The following is a 19,196-nucleotide window of genomic DNA, read 5'->3' as shown; positions in this document are numbered from 1 at the left end:
TAATCGATGTTACGTTTCTCTGCCAATCTTTCTATGCTGTTTACGGAATATGATTTCCTGGAACGCTTTGATAAAGCGGCGTTGTCGGGATTTCGCGGCGTGGAATTCATGTTTCCCTACGATAACGACATCGAAGTGTTAAAACGTAAGCTCAGGGATAATAATCTGGAACATACGTTACATAATTTACCGGCTGGCGACTGGGCGGCTGGCGAACGTGGAATTGCCTGTATTCCTGGGCGCGAAGAAGAGTTTCGCGATGGCGTAGCGGCCGCAATCCGTTATGCACGTGCGTTAGGCAATAAGAAAATAAATTGTCTGGTGGGTAAAACGCCGTCAGGATTCTCCGCAACGGAGATCCACGACACGTTGGTCGAAAACCTGCGCTATGCGGCAAATATGCTGGCGAAAGAAGACATTTTATTACTTATCGAACCTATTAATCACTTTGATATGCCGGGATTCCATCTCACCGGCACTCAACAGGCGTTAGCCTTAATTAAGGATATCGGCAGCGATAATATCAAAATTCAGTATGATATTTATCACATGCAACGCATGGAAGGGGAATTAACGCAAACCATGACGGCATGGGCCGATAAAATAGGCCATTTACAGATTGCTGATAACCCGCGTCGCGGCGAGCCGGGGACCGGGGAAATTAATTATGACTTTATTTTTAATGTCATTAAACAGTCTGGTTATGATGGCTGGGTTGGCTGTGAATATAAACCACTGACTACCACGGAAGCGGGATTATCGTGGATTAATCAGTACCGTTAAAACGCAGAATAATTCGGGCAGCGCTTTTTTTCCACTGTGTTGGAAGGGGATTGTGTTGCCTGAATCTGGAAACACCGAAAGCAATAAAAGAGGTTGTATATGAAACTGGGATTTATTGGCCTGGGAATTATGGGCTCGCCAATGGCTATCAATTTGGCACGCGCCGGTCATCAATTACACGTTACGACTATTGGTCCGGTCGCGGACGAACTGCTCTCGCTGGGGGTGGTAAATGTTGAGACTGCACGTCAGGTAACTGAATTTGCAGACATCATCTTCATAATGGTGCCGGATACGCCGCAGGTTGAAGAGGTGTTATTTGGCGAACACGGTTGCGCTAAAACATCGCTTCAGGGAAAAACCATCGTCGATATGAGTTCTATTTCTCCTATCGAAACCAAACGTTTTGCCCAGCGCGTTAATGAAATGGGCGCTGATTACCTGGATGCCCCGGTTTCCGGGGGAGAAATCGGGGCGCGTGAAGGCACTCTGTCGATTATGGTCGGCGGCGAGCAGAAAGTCTTTGACCGCGTTAAACCGCTCTTTGACATCCTGGGAAAAAATATCACCCTGGTGGGCGGCAATGGGGATGGGCAAACCTGTAAGGTGGCTAACCAAATTATTGTTGCGCTGAATATTGAAGCGGTTTCTGAAGCCTTAGTGTTTGCTTCAAAAGCAGGTGCCGATCCGGTACGCGTGCGCCAGGCGTTAATGGGCGGGTTCGCCTCTTCACGCATTCTGGAAGTTCACGGCGAGCGGATGATCAACCGGACGTTCGAGCCTGGTTTCAAAATCGCGCTTCATCAGAAAGACCTTAATCTTGCATTGCAAAGCGCAAAAGCGCTGGCGCTGAATTTACCGAATACGGCGACCTGCCAGGAATTATTCAATACCTGTGCGGCAAATGGCGGGAGCCAGCTTGATCATTCGGCAATGGTACAGGCGCTGGAATTAATGGCCAATCATAAATTGTCCTAATTATGTGTATCGCTGCGGCTGCAGCGATACCTGTTCACAAGGAACACTCTGTAAAGGTGAAGAACATGAGTGAAACTAAAAAATCCGGAATTGATTACTGGAAACAAATTGTTGTCGTAATGAGTCTGGGCTGGGTAGCGATTTGGATCTATCGCACCGTGCTTACGCCAATTTATCCAGAAATTCAGGCATCTTTAGACAATGTAAGTAATGCTGAAATAGGCGCCATTGCAAGTTTTTACTTTTTTGCTTACTGCAGTATGCAAATCCCTTGCGGAATATTGGTCGATAAATTCGGTCAAAAAATCATGCTGATGGCCGGATTTACGCTTTTTATTATTGGTACACTCTGTATCGCGAAAGCCAATGGCCTGACCATGATCTATATAGGGTCGCTAATGGCAGGTGGCGGATGCGCTTCTTTCTTTAGCTCGGCTTATTCACTCTCTTCGGCAAACGTGCCGCAGGCCCGTCGGGCATTAGCCAACGCGATTATCAACAGCGGGTCGGCTATAGGGATGGGGATTGGCTTAATCGGTTCCAGCGTATTAGTAAAAAACATGAGCATGGCCTGGCAGAATGTACTGTATATCGTGGCCGCGATATTAGTAATCATGCTGTGCGTCTTTACGCTGATCATTCGCGGTAAAGCCAAAAGCGACTCTGCGCAAGCGGAAAAGCAAACCCAAACCGTTACGGAAGATGAGAAACGCGCACCTTTATTCTCTGGTTTATTGTGTAGCGTTTACTTCCTCTATTTCTGTACCTGCTACGGTTACTATTTGATAGTGACCTGGCTGCCCTCTTATCTACAGACTGAAAGAGGATTTGATGGCGGAGCTATCGGGCTGGCATCAGCGCTGGTAGCGGTGGTTGGCGTACCGGGGGCGTTATTTTTTAGCCATCTGTCAGATAAATTCCGTAACAGTAAAGTTAAGGTTATTCTCGGTCTGGAAATTGTGGCGGCAGCAATGTTGGCGTTTACGGTTTTGTCCCCGAATACCACGATGCTGATGGTCAGCCTGACGCTATACGGCTTGCTGGGGAAAATGGCAGTAGACCCGATCCTGATCTCCTTTGTATCTGAACAGGCTTCGGCAAAAAGTCTGGGAAGAGCTTTCAGCCTTTTTAATTTCTTTGGCATGAGTTCAGCGGTTGTCGCCCCAACGTTGACCGGATTTATTTCGGATGTAACGGGGTCGAAGGAGATCAGTTTTGTGATTTCAGCATGTTTAGTGGTCACCGGAACACTGATCTTTGCTGTCGTCACTTTATATAAAAAGAAAGCAACGCAACGTATTGCTTCAGCTTAAAAATAATTATATCTACTAATTCTTTATTTTATATTTATTTGTTCCTCATAGCTAAACCCATAACAACGTTATCCGATGCGTGAACAGAGGGATTTATGGAACATCAAAGAGAGCTATACCAGCAGCGCGGTTATAGCGAAGACTTATTACCTAAAACAGAAACCCAACGAAACTGGAAGGCATTTAACTATTTCACCTTATGGATGGGATCTGTACATAACGTGCCAAATTACGTTATGGTCGGCGGTTTTTTTATACTGGGGCTATCAACATTTAATATCATGTTGGCCATTATTATCAGCGCATTATTTATTGCGGCGGCGATGGTAATGAATGGCGCGGCAGGCAGCAAATATGGCGTTCCTTTTGCTATGATATTGCGAGGTTCTTACGGCGTCCGCGGCGCGCTATTCCCTGGATTATTGCGAGGGGGAATCGCGGAAATTATGTGGTTCGGCTTGCAGTGTTACGCGGGATCGCTGGCATTTCTTATTTTGATTGGGAAGATCTGGCCAGGATTTCTGACATTAGGTGGAGATTTCAAGCTGCTGGGTCTTTCACTGCCAGGGCTAATTACTTTTCTAATTTTTTGGATTATTAACGTTGGCATCGGTTTTGGCGGTGGTAAAGTATTAAATAAATTTACCGCTATCCTCAATCCATGTATTTACATTGTCTTTGGCGGCATGGCTATTTGGGCAATATCGCTGGTCGGCATTGGCCCGATTCTGGACTATCTGCCTTCAGGCGTGCAAAAAGCAGAGCACAGCGGCTTTCTGTTCCTGGTGGTGATTAACGCCGTAGTCGCCGTCTGGGCAGCGCCAGCGGTGAGCGCGTCCGATTTCACGCAAAACGCGCATTCATTTCGCGCTCAGGCATTGGGACAAACGCTGGGGCTTATCGTAGCGTATATATTATTCGCCGTAGCCAGCGTGTGCATTATTGCCGGAGCCAGTATTCATTATGGTATGGATACCTGGAACGTGCTGGATATTGTGCAGCGCTGGGACAGTCTGTTTGCTTCATTCTTTGCGGTGCTGGTGATTCTGATGACGACAATTTCAACCAACGCCACCGGTAATATTATACCTGCGGGGTATCAAATTGCGGCGCTTGCCCCGACAAAGCTTAACTATAAAAATGGCGTAATGATTGCCAGTATTATCAGTCTACTGATTTGCCCATGGAAATTAATGGAGAATCAGGACAGTATTTATCTGTTCCTCGATATTATCGGCGGTATGCTTGGCCCGGTAATCGGCGTAATGTTAGCTCATTATTTTGTGGTAATGCGTGGAAAAATTAATCTTGATGAGCTGTACACCGCCAGCGGTGATTACAAATATTATGATAATGGATTTAACCTGACTGCATTTTCAGTCACCCTGGTCGCAGTTATTCTGTCATTAGGCGGCAAGTTTATACCATTTTTGGAGCCTTTATCCCGCGTGTCCTGGTTTGTAGGCGTAATAGTTGCGTTCGTTGCTTATGCGCTATTGAAGAAACGCACGGGTTTTGAAAATACAGGAGAGAAAAAACTCGCAGGTTAAATATTGAAAAAGCATTAAGCGTATTTAATGAAGTGTGCGCTATTTAAAAACTATCTGTATCCATACAAGGAGTTTGTTATGTCTTTTGATTTAATTATTAAGAACGGTACTGTCATCTTAGAAAACGAAGCGAGAGTTATCGATATCGCCGTCCAGGGCGGAAAAATCGCTGCGATTGGCGAGAACCTGGGGGAAGCGAAAAATGTGCTGGATGCGACGGGATTGATCGTTTCGCCGGGCATGGTTGACGCGCATACCCACATTTCTGAACCGGGCCGTACCCACTGGGAAGGCTATGAAACCGGTACCCGCGCGGCGGCGAAAGGCGGTATTACCACGATGATTGAGATGCCGCTCAATCAGCTGCCGGCGACGGTCGATCGTGAGACGATTGAACTCAAGTTTGACGCGGCAAAAGGTAAATTGACCATCGACGCCGCGCAGTTGGGCGGTTTGGTTTCTTATAACCTGGATCGGCTGCATGAGCTGGACGAAGTGGGCGTTGTCGGCTTCAAGTGCTTTGTCGCCACCTGCGGCGATCGTGGCATCGATAATGATTTTCGCGACGTTAATGACTGGCAGTTTTACAAAGGCGCGCAGAAACTGGGGGAGATGGGCCAGACGGTACTGGTACATTGCGAAAATGCTCTGATTTGCGATGAGCTGGGCGAAGAAGCTAAACGCGAAGGTCGCGTAACGGCGCATGATTATGTCGCCTCACGTCCGGTATTTACTGAAGTGGAAGCCATTCGTCGCGTGCTGTATCTGGCGAAAGCGGCAGGTTGCCGTCTGCACGTTTGTCATATCAGCAGCCCGGAGGGGGTAGAGGAAGTAACGCGCGCGCGTCAGGAAGGTCAGGATGTCACCTGTGAATCGTGCCCGCACTATTTTGTCCTCGATACCGATCAGTTCGAAGAGATTGGCACCCTGGCAAAATGTTCTCCGCCAATTCGCGACCAGGAAAACCAGAAAGGGATGTGGGAAAAACTGTTTAACGGCGAAATCGACTGCCTGGTATCCGACCACTCTCCATGCCCTCCGGAAATGAAAGCAGGCAATATCATGCAAGCATGGGGCGGAATTGCCGGACTGCAAAACTGCATGGACGTCATGTTTGATGAAGCGGTGCAAAAACGCGGTATGTCGTTGCCGATGTTTGGCAAATTAATGGCGACCAACGCCGCCGATATTTTTGGTCTGAAACATAAAGGACGTATTGCTCCCGGCAAAGATGCTGACCTGGTCTTTATTCAGCCTGACAGCAGCTATGTTCTGAAAAATGAAGATCTGGAATATCGCCATAAAGTCAGTCCGTATGTTGGCCGTACTATTGGCGCGCGTATTACCAAAACGATTTTGCGCGGCGATGTTATTTATGACATCGAGCATGGCTTCCCTGTGCCGCCAAAAGGTCAGTTTATCCTTAAACATCAGCAGTAATCCGGTGTGATTTAATGCCCGTCGTCACGACGGGCATTCTCTATTTTAAGGTGTGGATATGTTCCCTGTTATTAACCGCGAAAGTGTATTGTCCGGCTTTCAGTGGTTTTTCTTTATTTTCTGTAACACGGTTGTGGTTCCCCCTACCTTGCTGTCCGCTTTTCATCTTCCCGCTGATAACCTGTTAATGCTCACACAATACGCTTTTTTGACCACCGCGTTGGCCTGCCTGGCTCAGGCATTTTGCGGCCATCGCCGCGCCATTATGGAAGGGCCGACAGGGCTGTGGTGGGGCGCTATTCTTACGATTACGCTTGGCGAGGCGTCTCGCGGCACGCCGCTGAACGATATCGCCTCCAGCCTGTCGGTAGGGATCGCGATCTCCGCGATGGTGACGATATTTATCGGCATTAGCGGCTTAGGACACCGTCTGGCTCGCCTGTTTACGCCGGCGGTGATGGTTTTTTTCATGCTGCTTTTGGGCGCGCAGCTGACCTCAATATTTTTTAAAGGCATGCTGGGGCTGCCTTTTGGCATTGCCGATACCAGCGCCAGAATCAAATTGGCCCCCTTTGGGTTGGCGGTCGCGGTGATGTGTTTTATCCTCGCGATGATTATTTTCCTGCAACAGCGTATCTCCCGTTACGCGTTACTGGTAGGGACCGTGGTCGGGTGGGGGCTATGGCGGTTATGCTTTCCTTCATCACACTTACCGCCGGGTGAATTAAGCTGGCGATGGTTTCCGCTGGGCAGCCACGGCACGCTGATGCCGGGTATTATTGTGACGGCGGTGATGACGGGGTTAGTCAACATCAGCAACACTTACGGCGCCATCCGCGGTACCGATATCTTTTATCCGCATCAAGGGTCGGGCAGTTCTCGTTATCGCCGAAGCTTTATGATTTCCGGACTGATGACGTTAGTGACGGTGCCTTTCGCGGTCGTGCCTTTTTCGCCTTTTGTGTCTTCCATTGGTTTATTAACGCAAACCGGCGACAGTTCTCGCAAATCTTTTATCTGCGGTAGCGCGCTGTGTCTGCTGGTTGCCATTATAACGCCGTTAACCCGCTTATTTTGCGCTATTCCACTGGCGATCAGCAGCGCCGTTATGCTGGTCTCTTATTTACCTTTACTTTATTCCGGTTTGGTTTTTAGCCAGCAAATTACGTTTACCGCGCGGAATATTTATCGCCTGGCATTACCGCTTTTTGTCGGCATTTTTTTGATGGGGCTTCCTCCGGTCTATTTACAGGATCTTCCACTGATGATTCGTCCTCTGCTTAGCAACGGATTACTGGTGGGAATCTTACTGGCAGTGCTTATGGAAAATCTTATTCCGTGGGAACGCATTAAATAACGTGAGAAAACAAGGAGACATGATGAAGATTGTAATTGCGCCAGATTCATTTAAAGAGAGCTTAAGCGCTGATAAATGCTGTCAGGCTATTAAAGCGGGATTTTCAACCGTATTTCCTGATGCGCGCTATGTCTGTTTACCGATCGCCGATGGTGGAGAAGGAACCGTGGACGCGATGGTGGCAGCGACCGGCGGGAAACGGGTTTCTGTGGACGTTAGCGGGCCGATGGGGGAAAAAGTAAACGGATTTTATGGCCTGACCGGCGACGGCAAAACGGCGATTATTGAAATGGCGGCGGCGAGCGGATTGATGCTGGTGGCGCCCGAGGCGCGTAATCCGCTGCTGGCATCCAGTTTCGGCACCGGCGAATTGATTCGTCACGCCCTGGACGCGGGGATTCGCCATATTATTCTGGGTATCGGCGGCAGCGCCACGGTGGATGGCGGAATGGGAGTAACGCAGGCGCTCGGTGTGCGTTTTCTGGACGCGCAGGGAACGCCGCTTGGCGCCGGAGGGGGCAATTTATCGCGCCTGGCGAGCATTGACCTGCAGGCGTGCGATCCGCGAATTTCAGAGTGTCGTATTGAGGTCGCCTGTGATGTTGATAACCCGTTGGTGGGGCCACGCGGCGCGGCGGCGGTATTCGGTCCGCAGAAAGGGGCGACGCCTGAAATGGTTGAGACGCTGGAAAATGGATTACGTAATTATGCCCGTGTTTTACATGCCCTGACCGGACGCGACATGTCTCAAATACCGGGCGGTGGAGCGGCCGGAGGAATGGGGATTGCTGCTATCGTCTTCCTGGAAGCGGAAATGAAGCCCGGTATTGAGATTGTTATGCAGGCGGTGAAGTTGGAGGAGGCGGTAAAAGAGGCCTCGCTGGTGATTACCGGAGAAGGGCGAATCGACTCGCAAACGGCGGGAGGAAAAGCGCCGATAGGCGTTGCGTCAGTGGCGAAACGGCATCACGTCCCGGTTATCGGCATTGCCGGCGTACTGGGCGACGGCGTGGAAGTGGTCCATCGCCACGGTATTGATGCGGTATTCAGTATTTTGCCGCGGCTGGCGCCTTTGCCGGAGGTTCTGGCGAACGGTGAACAAAATCTCTACCACAGCGCCTGTAATATTGCCCGCGTCATCAAACTTGGCCAGGATATCGGGACTCGTTAAGCATAAAAAAAGCCACGGTTCTCACCGTGGCAAAATCCAACATAGCTAAATTAAAAATAATCAGGAGGGCTGTCCGCCGTTAAATCATAACGTCGCGGTTACAGTCTTTGGAGTAGATGTAGCTAAATGCTTCGCCACGACCTACACCGTATCCGGCCTGCAGGGAATAAGCGCCCATGAAGATGTAGTCGCCTTTTTTCACTGGCACCCAGTTGTTGTCGAGGTTATAAACTCCCTGGCCGGAAAGGATATAAGCGCCATGTTCCTGGACGTGGGTTTCAATATAGCCGTGGCTGGCGCCCGGTTCGAACGACAGAATATGCATGTTCATATCGAAGCCCAGCTCTTTAGGCAGGAAATCCAGCAGAATAACATCTTCCATGCCTTCATAATGAATACGCTCCAGCTGGCTGGCGTTGCCGGAAACCAACCACGGGGCATGCCCCTCGACAGGAGTATAGCGGCGTTTATATAAAAATAGCTGGCTGTCTTCCGTTTGAGCGTTGCTAAAGGTCATCATCTCGCCCGGTGGACAATAGAGGTATCCGCCCTGGGTTAAAGAGAATGTTTTTCCTTCTGCTTTAGCTTCAATATTTCCCGTAATGACATAGAGAAAAGTTTCAATCCCCTCGCCGCCAAAGCCCTGCTGGTTGCCGCCATTCTGATGTAAGGTGACCAGATAATCGACGAAAGAAGCACCCAGCTTCGGCGTCGAAAGGATGGTGACGTCACAGTTTTCAAAGCCGGGAATAATATTTTTCACCAGACCGTCCGGCGTTAAGAGCGCATAGTTACCGTGTTTCACAATGGCGCGGTTCGCCAGTAAATCATCGCGGTAACCCGTGACGTTATTCAGATATCCCATTGATGGCTCCTTATTTTTGCCAGGCAAGTTGATGCAGCATTAATGCCAGAGTTTTGACCCCTTCAGCAAGGTCATTAATGTTGGTACGTTCCGCCGGGTTATGGCTGATACCATTAATGCTGGGGACGAAAATCATACAGGTAGGGACGCGCGGCGCGAAAATTTGCGCGTCATGACCTGCGCCGCTATGCATTATGCGATAGTTCAGTTGTTCGGTTTCACACAGCCTGGTGAGGGCCGCGACCAGTTCGGCGTTCATCGGCACCGGCGCTTCGTCCATCCACAAATCGATATCGATGCCGATATCCATTTCATCGCAGATGGCGCGCATATCGTTTTCCAACTGTTCGGTAAATTCGCGAAGTACCGCGGCGTCCGTATGCCGGCAATCGATTGTAAATGTGGTTTTCCCAGGGACAACATTGACCGTATTCGGCTGCGGCTCAACTTTGCCGAACGTTAATACCAGGGGATCGCCATGCTGTTTGGCTTTTTCAATGGACTGACTGCAAATACGACTGAAGGCATGCACCGTATCGCGACGATAGCCCATTGGCGTTGTGCCTGCATGGTTGGACTCGCCGTTGAGCGTCACCGTGTAGCGACGTTGCCCGACGATGGCGTTGACGACGCCAATCGACTGTCCGTTGCTCTCCAGAACGCAGCCTTGCTCAATATGCAATTCAACAAAGGCGCGGATATCGGTTCGCGCGGCGAGCGGCGCGGCGGGAAGGGTAAATCCGCACGCCTGCATAGCGTCGACAAAGCCTGTGCCTTTGGCGTCCTGGATATGGCGTACCTCTTCAGGATTCGCCAGGCCAAAAATGTTCTTGCTGCCCCAAAAAACGTAAGGGAAACGGCTGCCTTCTTCCTCAGCCATTGACACTACCTCGACGGTGCGCAGCGGCGCGCCGTAGGTCGCTTTTAGCCAGTCGAGCGCCAGCCAGGCGGCAAGCGCGCCGAATTGCCCGTCCAGATTGCCGCCGTTGACGACCGTATCAATATGCGAACCGCTTAAAATCACCTGCTCCGGAAATTGTGTGCCGCAAAGGCGGCCATATAAATTTCCGACGTCATCAAAGCGTGTCTCCAGACCGCTTTCTGCCATTCGCTTTTTAAACTGCTGCTGTGTTTCCAGCCACTCAGGCGAATAAAGTAAACGCGTCATTCCACCCGTAGGATCGGCTCCAATGGAAGAGAGCCAGGGCAATGTTTCTTCTATCGCGTGGCGAAAATGCTTTATCATAGAAAATTCCTGTTTCAATAATTATTGGGCAAAGGGATTTTTTGTTTCGTATGACTTGAGATAGAGGGCATCGGAAATCAGATATTGATAAATATCATCAACAATATCGATACCATTCATATCGGCATTTTTCTGTTTAATATCCTGATCCTGTCCAGGATAATAAACCTGTTTAAAACCGGGGGCGGGCTTCACGGAATTGAGTTCCTGCATGGTCTGACTAATATGTTTGCGGAATAATTCACAGGAAGAGAAGAACGCCGGATTAATGACCAGATGAAGTTGTCCTAAATTGCGTCCGGCGTGTAAATCTTCATACATCGAACTGACCTGGCGGCCAAACGGCAGCCCCAGCAGAATACCGGACAGAATATCGATCATCATCATCAGGCCGTAACCTTTCGGGCCTGCGGCGGGTAATAACGCATTGACGGCAAAAGGATCATGTGTCGGCGCGCCGTTTTTATCAACGGCCCAACTCTCCGGAATGGACTCATTGCGGGACCGTGCATCGAGGACTTTTCCCCAGGCCTGCACGGTGGTGGCCATATCGAAGGTAATGATGTCATCGCCTTCGCCCGGCGCGGCAAAGGCCAGCGGATTAGTGCCATAGTAAATATCCGCCCCGCCAAACGGCACGACCATAGGATCGGACTGACAGATAGACAGACCGATCAGACCTTCGCGAGCAGCCTGGCGGACGAAATAAGAGATGGCGCCGCTATGGCCCATTCTGCTAATGCCGACAACCGCGACGCCATTTTTTTGGGCTATTTCAATAGCATGCTCCATTCCCATTTTGGCTGCGACCTGTCCGGCAGCATTATCGGCATGCAGTATCGCCGTACAGGGACCGGTATTCTCAATGCGGAACGTCGGCTCCCGGTTGGTGCCGCCTTTTGAAATTCGTTCGGCATAATATTCAACGCGTACGGCGCCATGTGAGTGAATACCTCTGGCATCTGCATAAACCAGTACGTCGGCGACGATGGCGGCGTGCTCACGTTTTAGTCCGGCTTTATAAAGCTTATTTTCGATAAGCTGATGGAGTGTTTCCCGACTGATTTTCATCTGTCTTCCTTTTTAACGACGGTGTGAAGCATGACTGCGATTAACATACCGGGAAAATAAAATGATTATGTGATCCAGACAGGCAAAAAAATATAATTAGAATTTATTTGATAATCAGGCGGGTTTTATCTTTTTGCTTAAATAAAAAGCTTTTTTAGAAAATCATAACTAATCCTTTAGCCGTTGTTTGAATTCTTTTGTTAATAAATTTGATGTGACGTTAATCACTCTATTTACCCTCCCGGATATATACCGTGAAGCGCACATTAACACTGCTCGTGCAATTGCAATGGGTGCAATTATTAAGGAGTTGTTATGATCCACGCCTTTATTAAAAAAGGGTGTTTTCAGGACTCTGTCAGCTTAATGATTATTTCTCGAAAGCTGAGTGAGTCCGAAAATGTTGATGATGTATCGGTAATGATGGGAACGCCTGCGAATAAGTCGCTGCTGGAAACTACCGGTTTCTGGCATGACGATTTTCATGGCGCAACGCCCAATGACATTTGTGTGGCGATTCGTACCGAAGCGGTAGATGACGGCATTACGCAAGTGATTGTGCGACAGCTCGAAGAAGCATTGCAGCAGTTGGCGCAGGGAAGCAGCGGCAGCCAGTCGTTAATCCAGGTCAGACGCTGGGAAAGCGCCTGTCAGAAACTGCCAGAGGCGAATCTGGCGCTGGTATCGGTGGCCGGCGAATATGCGGCGGAACTGGCGGAGCAGGCGCTGGATCGTTCGTTGAACGTGATGATCTTCTCCGATAATGTCACGCTGGACGATGAAATCAGACTAAAACGCCGGGCGCGTGATAAAGGACTGCTGGTCATGGGGCCGGATTGCGGCACCGCTATGATCGCCAATACGCCGCTGGCTTTCGCTAACGTCATGCCAGAGGGCAACATCGGGGTGATTGGCGCTTCCGGCACCGGTATTCAGGAGCTCTGTTCACAGATTGCGCTGGCGGGGGAAGGGATTACCCATGCCATCGGGCTTGGCGGACGCGATTTGAGCGCCGAGGTCGGCGGGATCAGCGCGCTAACGGCACTGGAGATACTCAGCGCGGATGAAAAGAGCCAGGTGCTGGCCTTTGTCTCCAAACCGCCTGCCGATGCGGTTCGTCAGCATATTATCGCGGCGATGAAAGCCACCGGGAAACCCGTTGTAGCGCTGTTCTTAGGGTTTTCCTCTCCCGTTGCGCGTGAGGGAAACGTCTGGTTTGCCTCGACGCTGGATGAAGCCGCCCGACTGGCATGTTTATTGTCTCGCGTGACGTCGCAGCGTAAAGAAATGGTTTCAACAGGCGGCGTGATTCGTGGTCTCTATACCGGCGGAACGCTGGCCGCGGAAGCGGCGGGGCTGCTGGCCGGCTATCTGGGCGTCGCGACGGATACGGAACATCACCATGGCATGATGCTTGACGCTGACGGCCACCAGATTATCGATCTGGGCGATGACTTTTATACCGTTGGGCGACCACATCCGATGATCGACCCGGCGTTACGTAATCAGCTTATCGCCGGGCTTGGCGCACAGCCGCAGGTACGCGTGTTATTAGTGGACGTCGTTATTGGTTTTGGCGCGACCGCCGATCCCGCCGCCTCGCTGATTCAGGCCTGGCAGAAGGCATGCGCCGCACGCGCCGGCGACCAGCCGCTGTTCGCCATCGCAACCGTCACCGGAACGGAACGCGATCCTCAGTGCCGCTCGCAACAAATCGCCGCGCTCGAAGATGCCGGCATCACGGTAGTGGATTCTCTTCCCGAAGCCACTCTGTTGGCCGCGGAACTGATTCGACCCACTCTCTCTTCCACTCATCCATCAGCTCCCCGGTTACTGGAAGCGGTAACGGTGATTAATGCCGGGTTACGTAGCTTCGCGCTGGATTTACAGGCTGCCGGTATGCCCGTGGTGCACTACCAGTGGGCGCCTGTCGCTGGCGGTAATAAAAAACTGGCTCGTCTGTTAGAACGTTTGCAATAAGGGGTTCCCATGTTTACATCAGTGGCGCAAGCCAACGCTGCAGTCATCGAACAAATTCGTCGCGCACGTCCGCACTGGCTGGATGTGAAGCCAGCTTCTTCATTAATTAGCGTGCTCAATCAGGGGAAAACGCTTCTTCATGCCGGCCCGCCGATGCGCTGGCAAGAGATGACCGGCCCGATGAAAGGCGCCTGTATCGGCGCATGCCTGTTTGAAGGATGGGCCAAAGATGAAATGAGCGCGCTCGCGCTGTTAGAGCAGGGAAAGGTCAACTTTATTCCCTGCCATCACGTTAACGCCGTGGGGCCGATGGGCGGTATTACCTCAGCCAGTATGCCGATGCTGGTCGTGGAAAATATCACCGACGGCAATCGCGCGTACTGCAATCTCAACGAAGGGATCGGCAAAGTGATGCGTTTCGGCGCCTATGGCGAGGATGTTCAGCAACGTTTGCGCTGGATGCGCGATGTGCTGATGCCGGTATTAAGCGCGGCGCTGGGACGTCTGGAGCGGGGGCTCGACCTGACCGCAATGATGGCGCAGGGCATTACGATGGGAGATGAATTCCACCAGCGCAATATCGCCTCTTCCGCATTGCTGATGCGCACGTTGGCGCCGCATATCGCCCGTCTGGAACACGATAAGCAGCAGATAGCGGAAGTGATGGATTTTCTGAGCGTCACCGATCAATTCTTCCTTAATCTGGCGATGGCCTACTGTAAAGCCGCCATGGACGCAGGCGCGCAGATTCGCGCCGGCAGCATTGTGACGGCGATGACCCGCAATGGCGATATGTTTGGCATTCGGGTTAGCGGTCTGGGCGACCGTTGGTTCACCGCGCCTGTTAATACGCCGCAGGGGCTATTTTTTACCGGTTTTTCGCAGGATCAGGCCAACCCGGACATGGGCGACAGCGCCATTACTGAAACGTTTGGTATTGGCGGCGCAGCGATGATTGCCGCGCCTGGCGTAACGCGTTTTGTCGGTGCCGGGGGAATGGAAGCGGCGAAATCTGTTTCTGAAGAGATGGCTGAAATTTATCTTGAACGCAACATGCAGCTACAAATCCCCGGCTGGGATTTTCAGGGGGCCTGTCTGGGACTGGATATCCGCCGCGTGGTCGAGACCGGAATTACGCCGCTGATTAACACGGGTATCGCGCATAAAGAGGCGGGGATTGGACAGATTGGCGCGGGAACCGTCCGTGCGCCGCTGGCCTGTTTCGAGCAGGCGCTGGAAGCGCTGGCGGAAAGCATGGGCGTAAGTTAAGAGAGCGCCTCATGAAACGTATCCATCCTCTTATGGCAAGCCGACAATCGGCGGATTATCGGCAACCCTGGCAGATGTCAGGGGTATGGCGTCGCTCTATTAATTTTGTGGCGAAAAGCGGTGAGTTATTAACGCTTCACCGTCGGGGGAGCGGCTTCAGTCCGGGAGGGTGGATACTGCGCGGCGGCGATTTTGACGCATTGCGCGATGTGCTCACCGATGGCGAAAAACCGCAGTCAACCGCTGCCGGTATTCAGATTGGCGAGTTTCTTTTATGCGAGCCGGAGAGGCGCTGTTCGCTGCGGGTTCCACGCTATCTTGCGTCGCCGCGTCTTAACGCGACGTACATGCAGCGTAGTGAGGAGACGGGACTGTTTGGGCCGTTAACCGTCGCCGCAGCTCAGCCTCTATGTCCGGAACTTCGCCAGTTTTGTCACTGCTTTCAGTCGGCGCTTGCAGGTGCTGCGACTGACTGGCGGCTATGGCTGGGTAAAGGGCCGGGCTTAACGCCCAGTCATGACGACACGCTGACGGGAATGTTGCTGGCGGCCTGGTATTTTGGCGCCATAGATGAACGCGCCGGGCGTAATTTTTTTGCCCAATCCGGCAGCCTTGATCGGGCGACGACGCTCGTGAGCGTTAGCTATTTACGCTATGCGGCTATGGGTTATTTCGCGTCGCCTTTACTCCACTTTATTCATGCGCTGCGACGAGATGTTCGCACAGAAACGGCGATTGACGGACTGCTGGCGCTGGGGCACACCTCTGGCGCGGATACGCTGCTGGGGTTCTGGCTTGGACAACAAATAGTAAAAGGATAGGGAATGAAAACGTTGGTAGTTGCTCTTGGCGGCAACGCATTATTGCAGCGCGGAGAAGCGCTAACGGCAGAGAATCAATATCGCAATATTGCCGACGCGGTGCCTGCGCTGGCGCGACTTGCCCGCTCGTATCGGCTGGCGATAGTACATGGCAACGGCCCCCAGGTCGGCCTGTTGGCTTTACAGAACCTTGCCTGGAAAGCCGTTGAGCCTTATCCGCTGGATGTGCTGGTAGCGGAAAGTCAGGGCATGATCGGCTATATGCTGGCGCAGCGTCTGGCGCTTGAACCCGATATGCCGCCGGTGACTGCGGTATTAACGCGGATAAAGGTATCGGCGGACGATCCTGCTTTTCTTGAACCGGAAAAGTTTATTGGCCCCGTTTATTCGCCAGAAGAGCAAATGGCGCTGGAAGCGACTTATGGCTGGCATATGAAACGTGATGGAAAATATCTGCGCCGTGTCGTCGCTTCCCCGGCGCCGCGTCAGATTATCGAAAGCGCCGCTATTGAGTTATTGCTAAAAGAGGGCCATGTGGTGATTTGCAGCGGCGGTGGCGGGGTACCTGTTGCCGGCGAGGGCGAAGGGGTCGAGGCGGTGATAGATAAAGACCTGGCGGCGGCATTGCTGGCGGAGCAGATAGCGGCCGATGGTCTGATCATTTTGACGGATGCGGATGCGGTGTATGAACATTGGGGAACGCCACAACAGCGCGCTATTCGTCAGGCTTCGCCCGATGAGCTGGCGCCGTTTGCCAAAGCCGATGGCGCGATGGGACCGAAGGTGACCGCGGTAAGCGGATATGTGAAGCGGTGCGGAAAGCCGGCATGGATTGGCGCATTGTCGCGTATTGACGATACCCTGGCGGGCAGAGCGGGAACCTGCATCTGTCTGTGATCGCGACGGGCGGCGACAGAGAATGCGCCGCCCACGCTGTTTATTCAAGCTTACTTTGCGCCCAGATAATGCCGCTGGCGTATTCGCCCGGCAGGAGCGGAGAGAGCGCTTCCAGGGTGGCGCTAAGACGTGACGTATCGCTGTCGGTCAGATTCAGATGGCCGACTTTTCGCCCCGGACGTACCGCTTTATCATACCAGTGCAGATGTACCAGCGGCAGCTTCAGCCAGTCGTAATTCAGCTCGCTGCCGATCAGGTTGATCATCACCGACGGGGCGTTAATCACCGGCGCGGGCAACGGCAGGCCGGTAATCGCGCGCAAATGCAATTCAAACTGACTGATGCTGGCGCCATTTTGCGTCCAGTGTCCGCTGTTATGTACGCGCGGCGCCAGTTCATTGATTAACAGGCCTTCCGGCGTGATAAAACATTCCATCGCCATTACGCCGACATAGTTCAGCGCCTGCATAATTGCTGACAGCATCGATTCCGCCTGCTCCTGCTGTTCGGCGTTCGCCTGTGGGAACGCGACGCTGGTCCGCAAGATGCCGTCCTGATGCAAATTGTGCGTTAGCGGGTAAAACACGGTACTGCCGTCATGAGCGCGCGCGCCCACTAACGACACTTCGCCGGAAAAATGGATACCGCGCTCAACAATACATTCGCCATAGCAGTCATCCGGCAGTTGCCCGGTTTCGTCCGCGCGTAGACGCCACTGCCCGCGACCGTCGTAGCCGCCAACGCGACGCTTAATAATCGCCAGTTCTCCCAGACGGTCAAAGATGCCGGACCACTCGTCGGCGCTGGTCAGCAGCTGCCACGGCGCGGTCGCGAGTCCCAGTTTATCGAAAAGCTGTTTTTGTGTCAGACGGTCGGCGATGATCGGAAATACATCGCGATTGACGAAGGCCGGGTGGCGCGCCAACTCGCGGGTAAGCGCGGTTTCCGGCCAGCGCTCAATCTCCGCGGTAATGACGCTCTGCTGTACCGGAACGGCGGTAGGCTCTGCATCCAGACCAACCGGCCAGACGGCGATACCCAGCGGTTCGCCCGCCTGGCGCAGCATTCGGCCCAGTTGTCCGTTGCCGAGAACGCAAACTTGCTTCATAGCGTCCCCCGCGGATCGGGATTTTCCAGAACTTCATCGGTTTGCGCTTTGCGCCAGTCAGCGATGCGCTGATGCAGTTCCGCGTCGCGTTGCGCCAGAATCTGCGCGGCGAGCAGGGCGGCGTTAGCGGCACCGGCTTTACCGATCGCCAGCGTACCCACCGGAATGCCGCGCGGCATCTGCACGATGGAGTAGAGGCTATCCACGCCGCTGAGCGCAGCGCTTTGTACCGGCACGCCGAGTACCGGGACCAGCGTTTTTGCCGCAATCATTCCCGGCAGGTGTGCCGCGCCGCCCGCGCCGGCAATAATCACTTGATATCCGTTCTCTTCCGCCGTTTCGGCGAAGCTGAACAGCTTATCGGGGGTGCGATGGGCGGAAACCACTTCTACATGGTGCGGGACATCCAGAATTTCAAAAATTTCGGCGGCGAATTGCATGGTAGCCCAGTCGCTTTTGGACCCCATCACGATGGCGACACGCGCCGGATTATTGCGGGAAGACATGCGTCTTAAAACTCCTGTGGTGCGGGACACGCTGCTTTTGAGGTGTCAGAGAATAGCATGATAATCAGGCAAGGAAAACGGTTGCGTGTACGCCGTAACGGACGATTCGACGAACATTTACAGGGGGAAGGCGATTAACTCCACGTTATCCGGCGTGACTTTTACCATTGAACCTTCATGATGCCATGCGCCTAACACCACGCGGAACGCGGGCTGGTCATTGACGGAAAGTTCATGTACCGCCGGGCGGTGGGTGTGACCGTGAACCAGCCACTGTACGCGGTGTTTTTCCATTTCGGCGACGACGGTCTGCGCATTGACGTCCATAATATCCAGCGATTTGCTGCTATTGGCGGCTTTACTGCCGGCGCGCATTCTGGCGGCGATACGGCGGCGGATAAACAGCGGCAGGGTAAGGAACAGTCGTTGCACCCACGGATTATGGACTTTGGCGCGAAACGCCTGATATCCGGCATCATCGGTACAGAGCGTATCGCCGTGCATAATCAACACATTGCGGCCATACAGGTCGAGCACTTTTTCCTGCGGCAGTAGAATCATGCCGCTTTCGCGGGCAAAGCGTTTGCCAATCAGGAAGTCGCGATTACCATGAATAAAGAAGCAGGGGACGCCGGAATCAACCAGCGATTTAATGGCAACGGCCATTTCACGATGTAGCGGGTTGGGGTCGTCGTCGCCAATCCAGGCCTCGAAGAGATCGCCAAGAATATACAGCGCGTCGGCCTGACGGGCTTCTACGGCTAAAAAACGCAGAAAACCGGCGACGATCGCCGGTTCTTCCGTTTGCAGATGCAAGTCTGCAATAAACAGTGTCGCCACG

Annotated in this window: 17 protein-coding genes; 11 read left to right on the top strand and 6 right to left on the bottom strand. The window is 52.5% G+C overall.

Annotated features, from left to right (window positions below; translation table 11 throughout):
• The first annotated feature begins 6 nt into the window (after window positions 1–6).
• The 7 genes from gip to glxK all read left to right on the top strand — a co-directional run bounded on the left by gip (window position 7) and on the right by glxK (window position 8,592).
• Window positions 7–783: a hydroxypyruvate isomerase Gip gene (gene gip, locus NA330_RS11410; protein ID WP_000943591.1), complete on the top strand. Its 777-nt coding sequence runs from the start codon at window positions 7–9 to the stop codon at window positions 781–783.
• A 99-nt stretch (window positions 784–882) separates the two neighbouring features.
• On the top strand, window positions 883–1,761 hold the full coding sequence (gene glxR / locus NA330_RS11405) for a 2-hydroxy-3-oxopropionate reductase (protein WP_023237173.1): 879 nt from the start codon (window positions 883–885) through the stop codon (window positions 1,759–1,761).
• 65 nt (window positions 1,762–1,826) lie between these two features.
• Window positions 1,827–3,074, top strand: coding sequence for an MFS transporter (locus tag NA330_RS11400; RefSeq protein ID WP_000005070.1), 1,248 nt, complete (start codon window positions 1,827–1,829; stop codon window positions 3,072–3,074).
• A gap of 95 nt (window positions 3,075–3,169) precedes the next feature.
• The gene (locus NA330_RS11395; RefSeq protein ID WP_023241816.1) at window positions 3,170–4,624 is read left to right on the top strand and encodes an allantoin transporter; all 1,455 of its coding nucleotides are present in this window, start codon (window positions 3,170–3,172) and stop codon (window positions 4,622–4,624) included.
• Window positions 4,625–4,702: 78 nt separating this feature from the next.
• Window positions 4,703–6,064, top strand: a complete 1,362-nt coding sequence (gene allB / locus NA330_RS11390) for an allantoinase AllB (protein WP_023241817.1) — start codon at window positions 4,703–4,705, stop codon at window positions 6,062–6,064.
• Window positions 6,065–6,122: 58 nt separating this feature from the next.
• Entirely contained in the window at window positions 6,123–7,421 is a 1,299-nt protein-coding gene (locus NA330_RS11385; RefSeq protein ID WP_000484499.1) for a uracil/xanthine transporter, read from the top strand.
• A gap of 22 nt (window positions 7,422–7,443) precedes the next feature.
• On the top strand, window positions 7,444–8,592 hold the full coding sequence (glxK, locus tag NA330_RS11380) for a glycerate 3-kinase (RefSeq protein ID WP_023241818.1): 1,149 nt from the start codon (window positions 7,444–7,446) through the stop codon (window positions 8,590–8,592).
• A gap of 79 nt (window positions 8,593–8,671) precedes the next feature.
• Here the strand turns inward: glxK and allE are convergent, their stop codons facing one another.
• From allE to allD, 3 genes are read right to left on the bottom strand one after another with little or no spacing between them, the layout of a single operon-like run.
• Window positions 8,672–9,457 carry a (S)-ureidoglycine aminohydrolase gene (gene allE / locus NA330_RS11375; protein ID WP_000540985.1) on the bottom strand — a complete coding sequence of 262 codons (786 nt, stop codon included), beginning with the start codon at window positions 9,455–9,457 and terminating at the stop codon, window positions 8,672–8,674.
• A 10-nt stretch (window positions 9,458–9,467) separates the two neighbouring features.
• Window positions 9,468–10,703, bottom strand: a complete 1,236-nt coding sequence (gene allC, locus NA330_RS11370) for an allantoate deiminase (RefSeq protein WP_023241819.1) — start codon at window positions 10,701–10,703, stop codon at window positions 9,468–9,470.
• A gap of 21 nt (window positions 10,704–10,724) precedes the next feature.
• Complete coding sequence (gene allD / locus NA330_RS11365) at window positions 10,725–11,774, bottom strand: ureidoglycolate dehydrogenase AllD (RefSeq protein ID WP_023241820.1); 1,050 nt, start codon at window positions 11,772–11,774, stop codon at window positions 10,725–10,727.
• A 315-nt stretch (window positions 11,775–12,089) separates the two neighbouring features.
• On the opposite strand from allD, the gene NA330_RS11360 reads away from it, so the two are divergent.
• Genes NA330_RS11360 through NA330_RS11345 form a run of 4 tightly spaced genes read left to right on the top strand, consistent with a single transcriptional unit; the run spans window position 12,090 to window position 16,741 of the window.
• Window positions 12,090–13,754: an acyl-CoA synthetase FdrA gene (locus tag NA330_RS11360; RefSeq protein WP_023241821.1), complete on the top strand. Its 1,665-nt coding sequence runs from the start codon at window positions 12,090–12,092 to the stop codon at window positions 13,752–13,754.
• Window positions 13,755–13,763: 9 nt separating this feature from the next.
• Window positions 13,764–15,023 (top strand): DUF1116 domain-containing protein, encoded by a 1,260-nt coding sequence (locus tag NA330_RS11355; protein WP_000495330.1) that lies wholly within the window; start codon window positions 13,764–13,766, stop codon window positions 15,021–15,023.
• Between the two features lie 11 nt (window positions 15,024–15,034).
• Entirely contained in the window at window positions 15,035–15,844 is an 810-nt protein-coding gene (locus NA330_RS11350) for a DUF2877 domain-containing protein (protein ID WP_000821192.1), read from the top strand.
• A 3-nt stretch (window positions 15,845–15,847) separates the two neighbouring features.
• Window positions 15,848–16,741 carry a carbamate kinase gene (locus tag NA330_RS11345; protein ID WP_000855337.1) on the top strand — a complete coding sequence of 298 codons (894 nt, stop codon included), beginning with the start codon at window positions 15,848–15,850 and terminating at the stop codon, window positions 16,739–16,741.
• A 40-nt stretch (window positions 16,742–16,781) separates the two neighbouring features.
• Here the strand turns inward: NA330_RS11345 and purK are convergent, their stop codons facing one another.
• From purK to lpxH, 3 genes are all read right to left on the bottom strand, one after another.
• Complete coding sequence (purK, locus tag NA330_RS11340) at window positions 16,782–17,849, bottom strand: 5-(carboxyamino)imidazole ribonucleotide synthase (RefSeq protein ID WP_023241822.1); 1,068 nt, start codon at window positions 17,847–17,849, stop codon at window positions 16,782–16,784.
• Entirely contained in the window at window positions 17,846–18,355 is a 510-nt protein-coding gene (gene purE, locus NA330_RS11335) for a 5-(carboxyamino)imidazole ribonucleotide mutase (protein WP_023241823.1), read from the bottom strand. Before purE ends, purK begins: the two co-directional genes overlap by 4 nt.
• 117 nt (window positions 18,356–18,472) lie before the next feature.
• Window positions 18,473–19,195, bottom strand: coding sequence for a UDP-2,3-diacylglucosamine diphosphatase (gene lpxH / locus NA330_RS11330; protein ID WP_000212287.1), 723 nt, complete (start codon window positions 19,193–19,195; stop codon window positions 18,473–18,475).
• Window position 19,196: the final 1 nt, after the last annotated feature.

Origin of the sequence: Salmonella sp. NW722 (assembly GCF_051702785.1) — a bacterium.
GTDB lineage: Bacteria > Pseudomonadota > Gammaproteobacteria > Enterobacterales > Enterobacteriaceae > Salmonella > Salmonella enterica.
This window is presented reverse-complemented; position numbering and strand designations above follow the sequence as displayed.

Bases quoted from the DNA above. Each gene is read 5' to 3' on its own strand.
- gip (WP_000943591.1), top strand. From the start codon at position 7: ATGTTACGTTTCTCTGCCAATCTTTCTATGCTGTTTACGGAATATGAT.
- glxR (WP_023237173.1), top strand. From the start codon at position 883: ATGAAACTGGGATTTATTGGCCTGGGAATTATGGGCTCGCCAATGGCT.
- NA330_RS11400 (WP_000005070.1), top strand. From the start codon at position 1,827: ATGAGTGAAACTAAAAAATCCGGAATTGATTACTGGAAACAAATTGTT.
- NA330_RS11395 (WP_023241816.1), top strand. From the start codon at position 3,170: ATGGAACATCAAAGAGAGCTATACCAGCAGCGCGGTTATAGCGAAGAC.
- allB (WP_023241817.1), top strand. From the start codon at position 4,703: ATGTCTTTTGATTTAATTATTAAGAACGGTACTGTCATCTTAGAAAAC.
- NA330_RS11385 (WP_000484499.1), top strand. From the start codon at position 6,123: ATGTTCCCTGTTATTAACCGCGAAAGTGTATTGTCCGGCTTTCAGTGG.
- glxK (WP_023241818.1), top strand. From the start codon at position 7,444: ATGAAGATTGTAATTGCGCCAGATTCATTTAAAGAGAGCTTAAGCGCT.
- allE (WP_000540985.1), bottom strand. From the start codon at position 9,457: ATGGGATATCTGAATAACGTCACGGGTTACCGCGATGATTTACTGGCG.
- allC (WP_023241819.1), bottom strand. From the start codon at position 10,703: ATGATAAAGCATTTTCGCCACGCGATAGAAGAAACATTGCCCTGGCTC.
- allD (WP_023241820.1), bottom strand. From the start codon at position 11,774: ATGAAAATCAGTCGGGAAACACTCCATCAGCTTATCGAAAATAAGCTT.
- NA330_RS11360 (WP_023241821.1), top strand. From the start codon at position 12,090: ATGATCCACGCCTTTATTAAAAAAGGGTGTTTTCAGGACTCTGTCAGC.
- NA330_RS11355 (WP_000495330.1), top strand. From the start codon at position 13,764: ATGTTTACATCAGTGGCGCAAGCCAACGCTGCAGTCATCGAACAAATT.
- NA330_RS11350 (WP_000821192.1), top strand. From the start codon at position 15,035: ATGAAACGTATCCATCCTCTTATGGCAAGCCGACAATCGGCGGATTAT.
- NA330_RS11345 (WP_000855337.1), top strand. From the start codon at position 15,848: ATGAAAACGTTGGTAGTTGCTCTTGGCGGCAACGCATTATTGCAGCGC.
- purK (WP_023241822.1), bottom strand. From the start codon at position 17,849: ATGAAGCAAGTTTGCGTTCTCGGCAACGGACAACTGGGCCGAATGCTG.
- purE (WP_023241823.1), bottom strand. From the start codon at position 18,355: ATGTCTTCCCGCAATAATCCGGCGCGTGTCGCCATCGTGATGGGGTCC.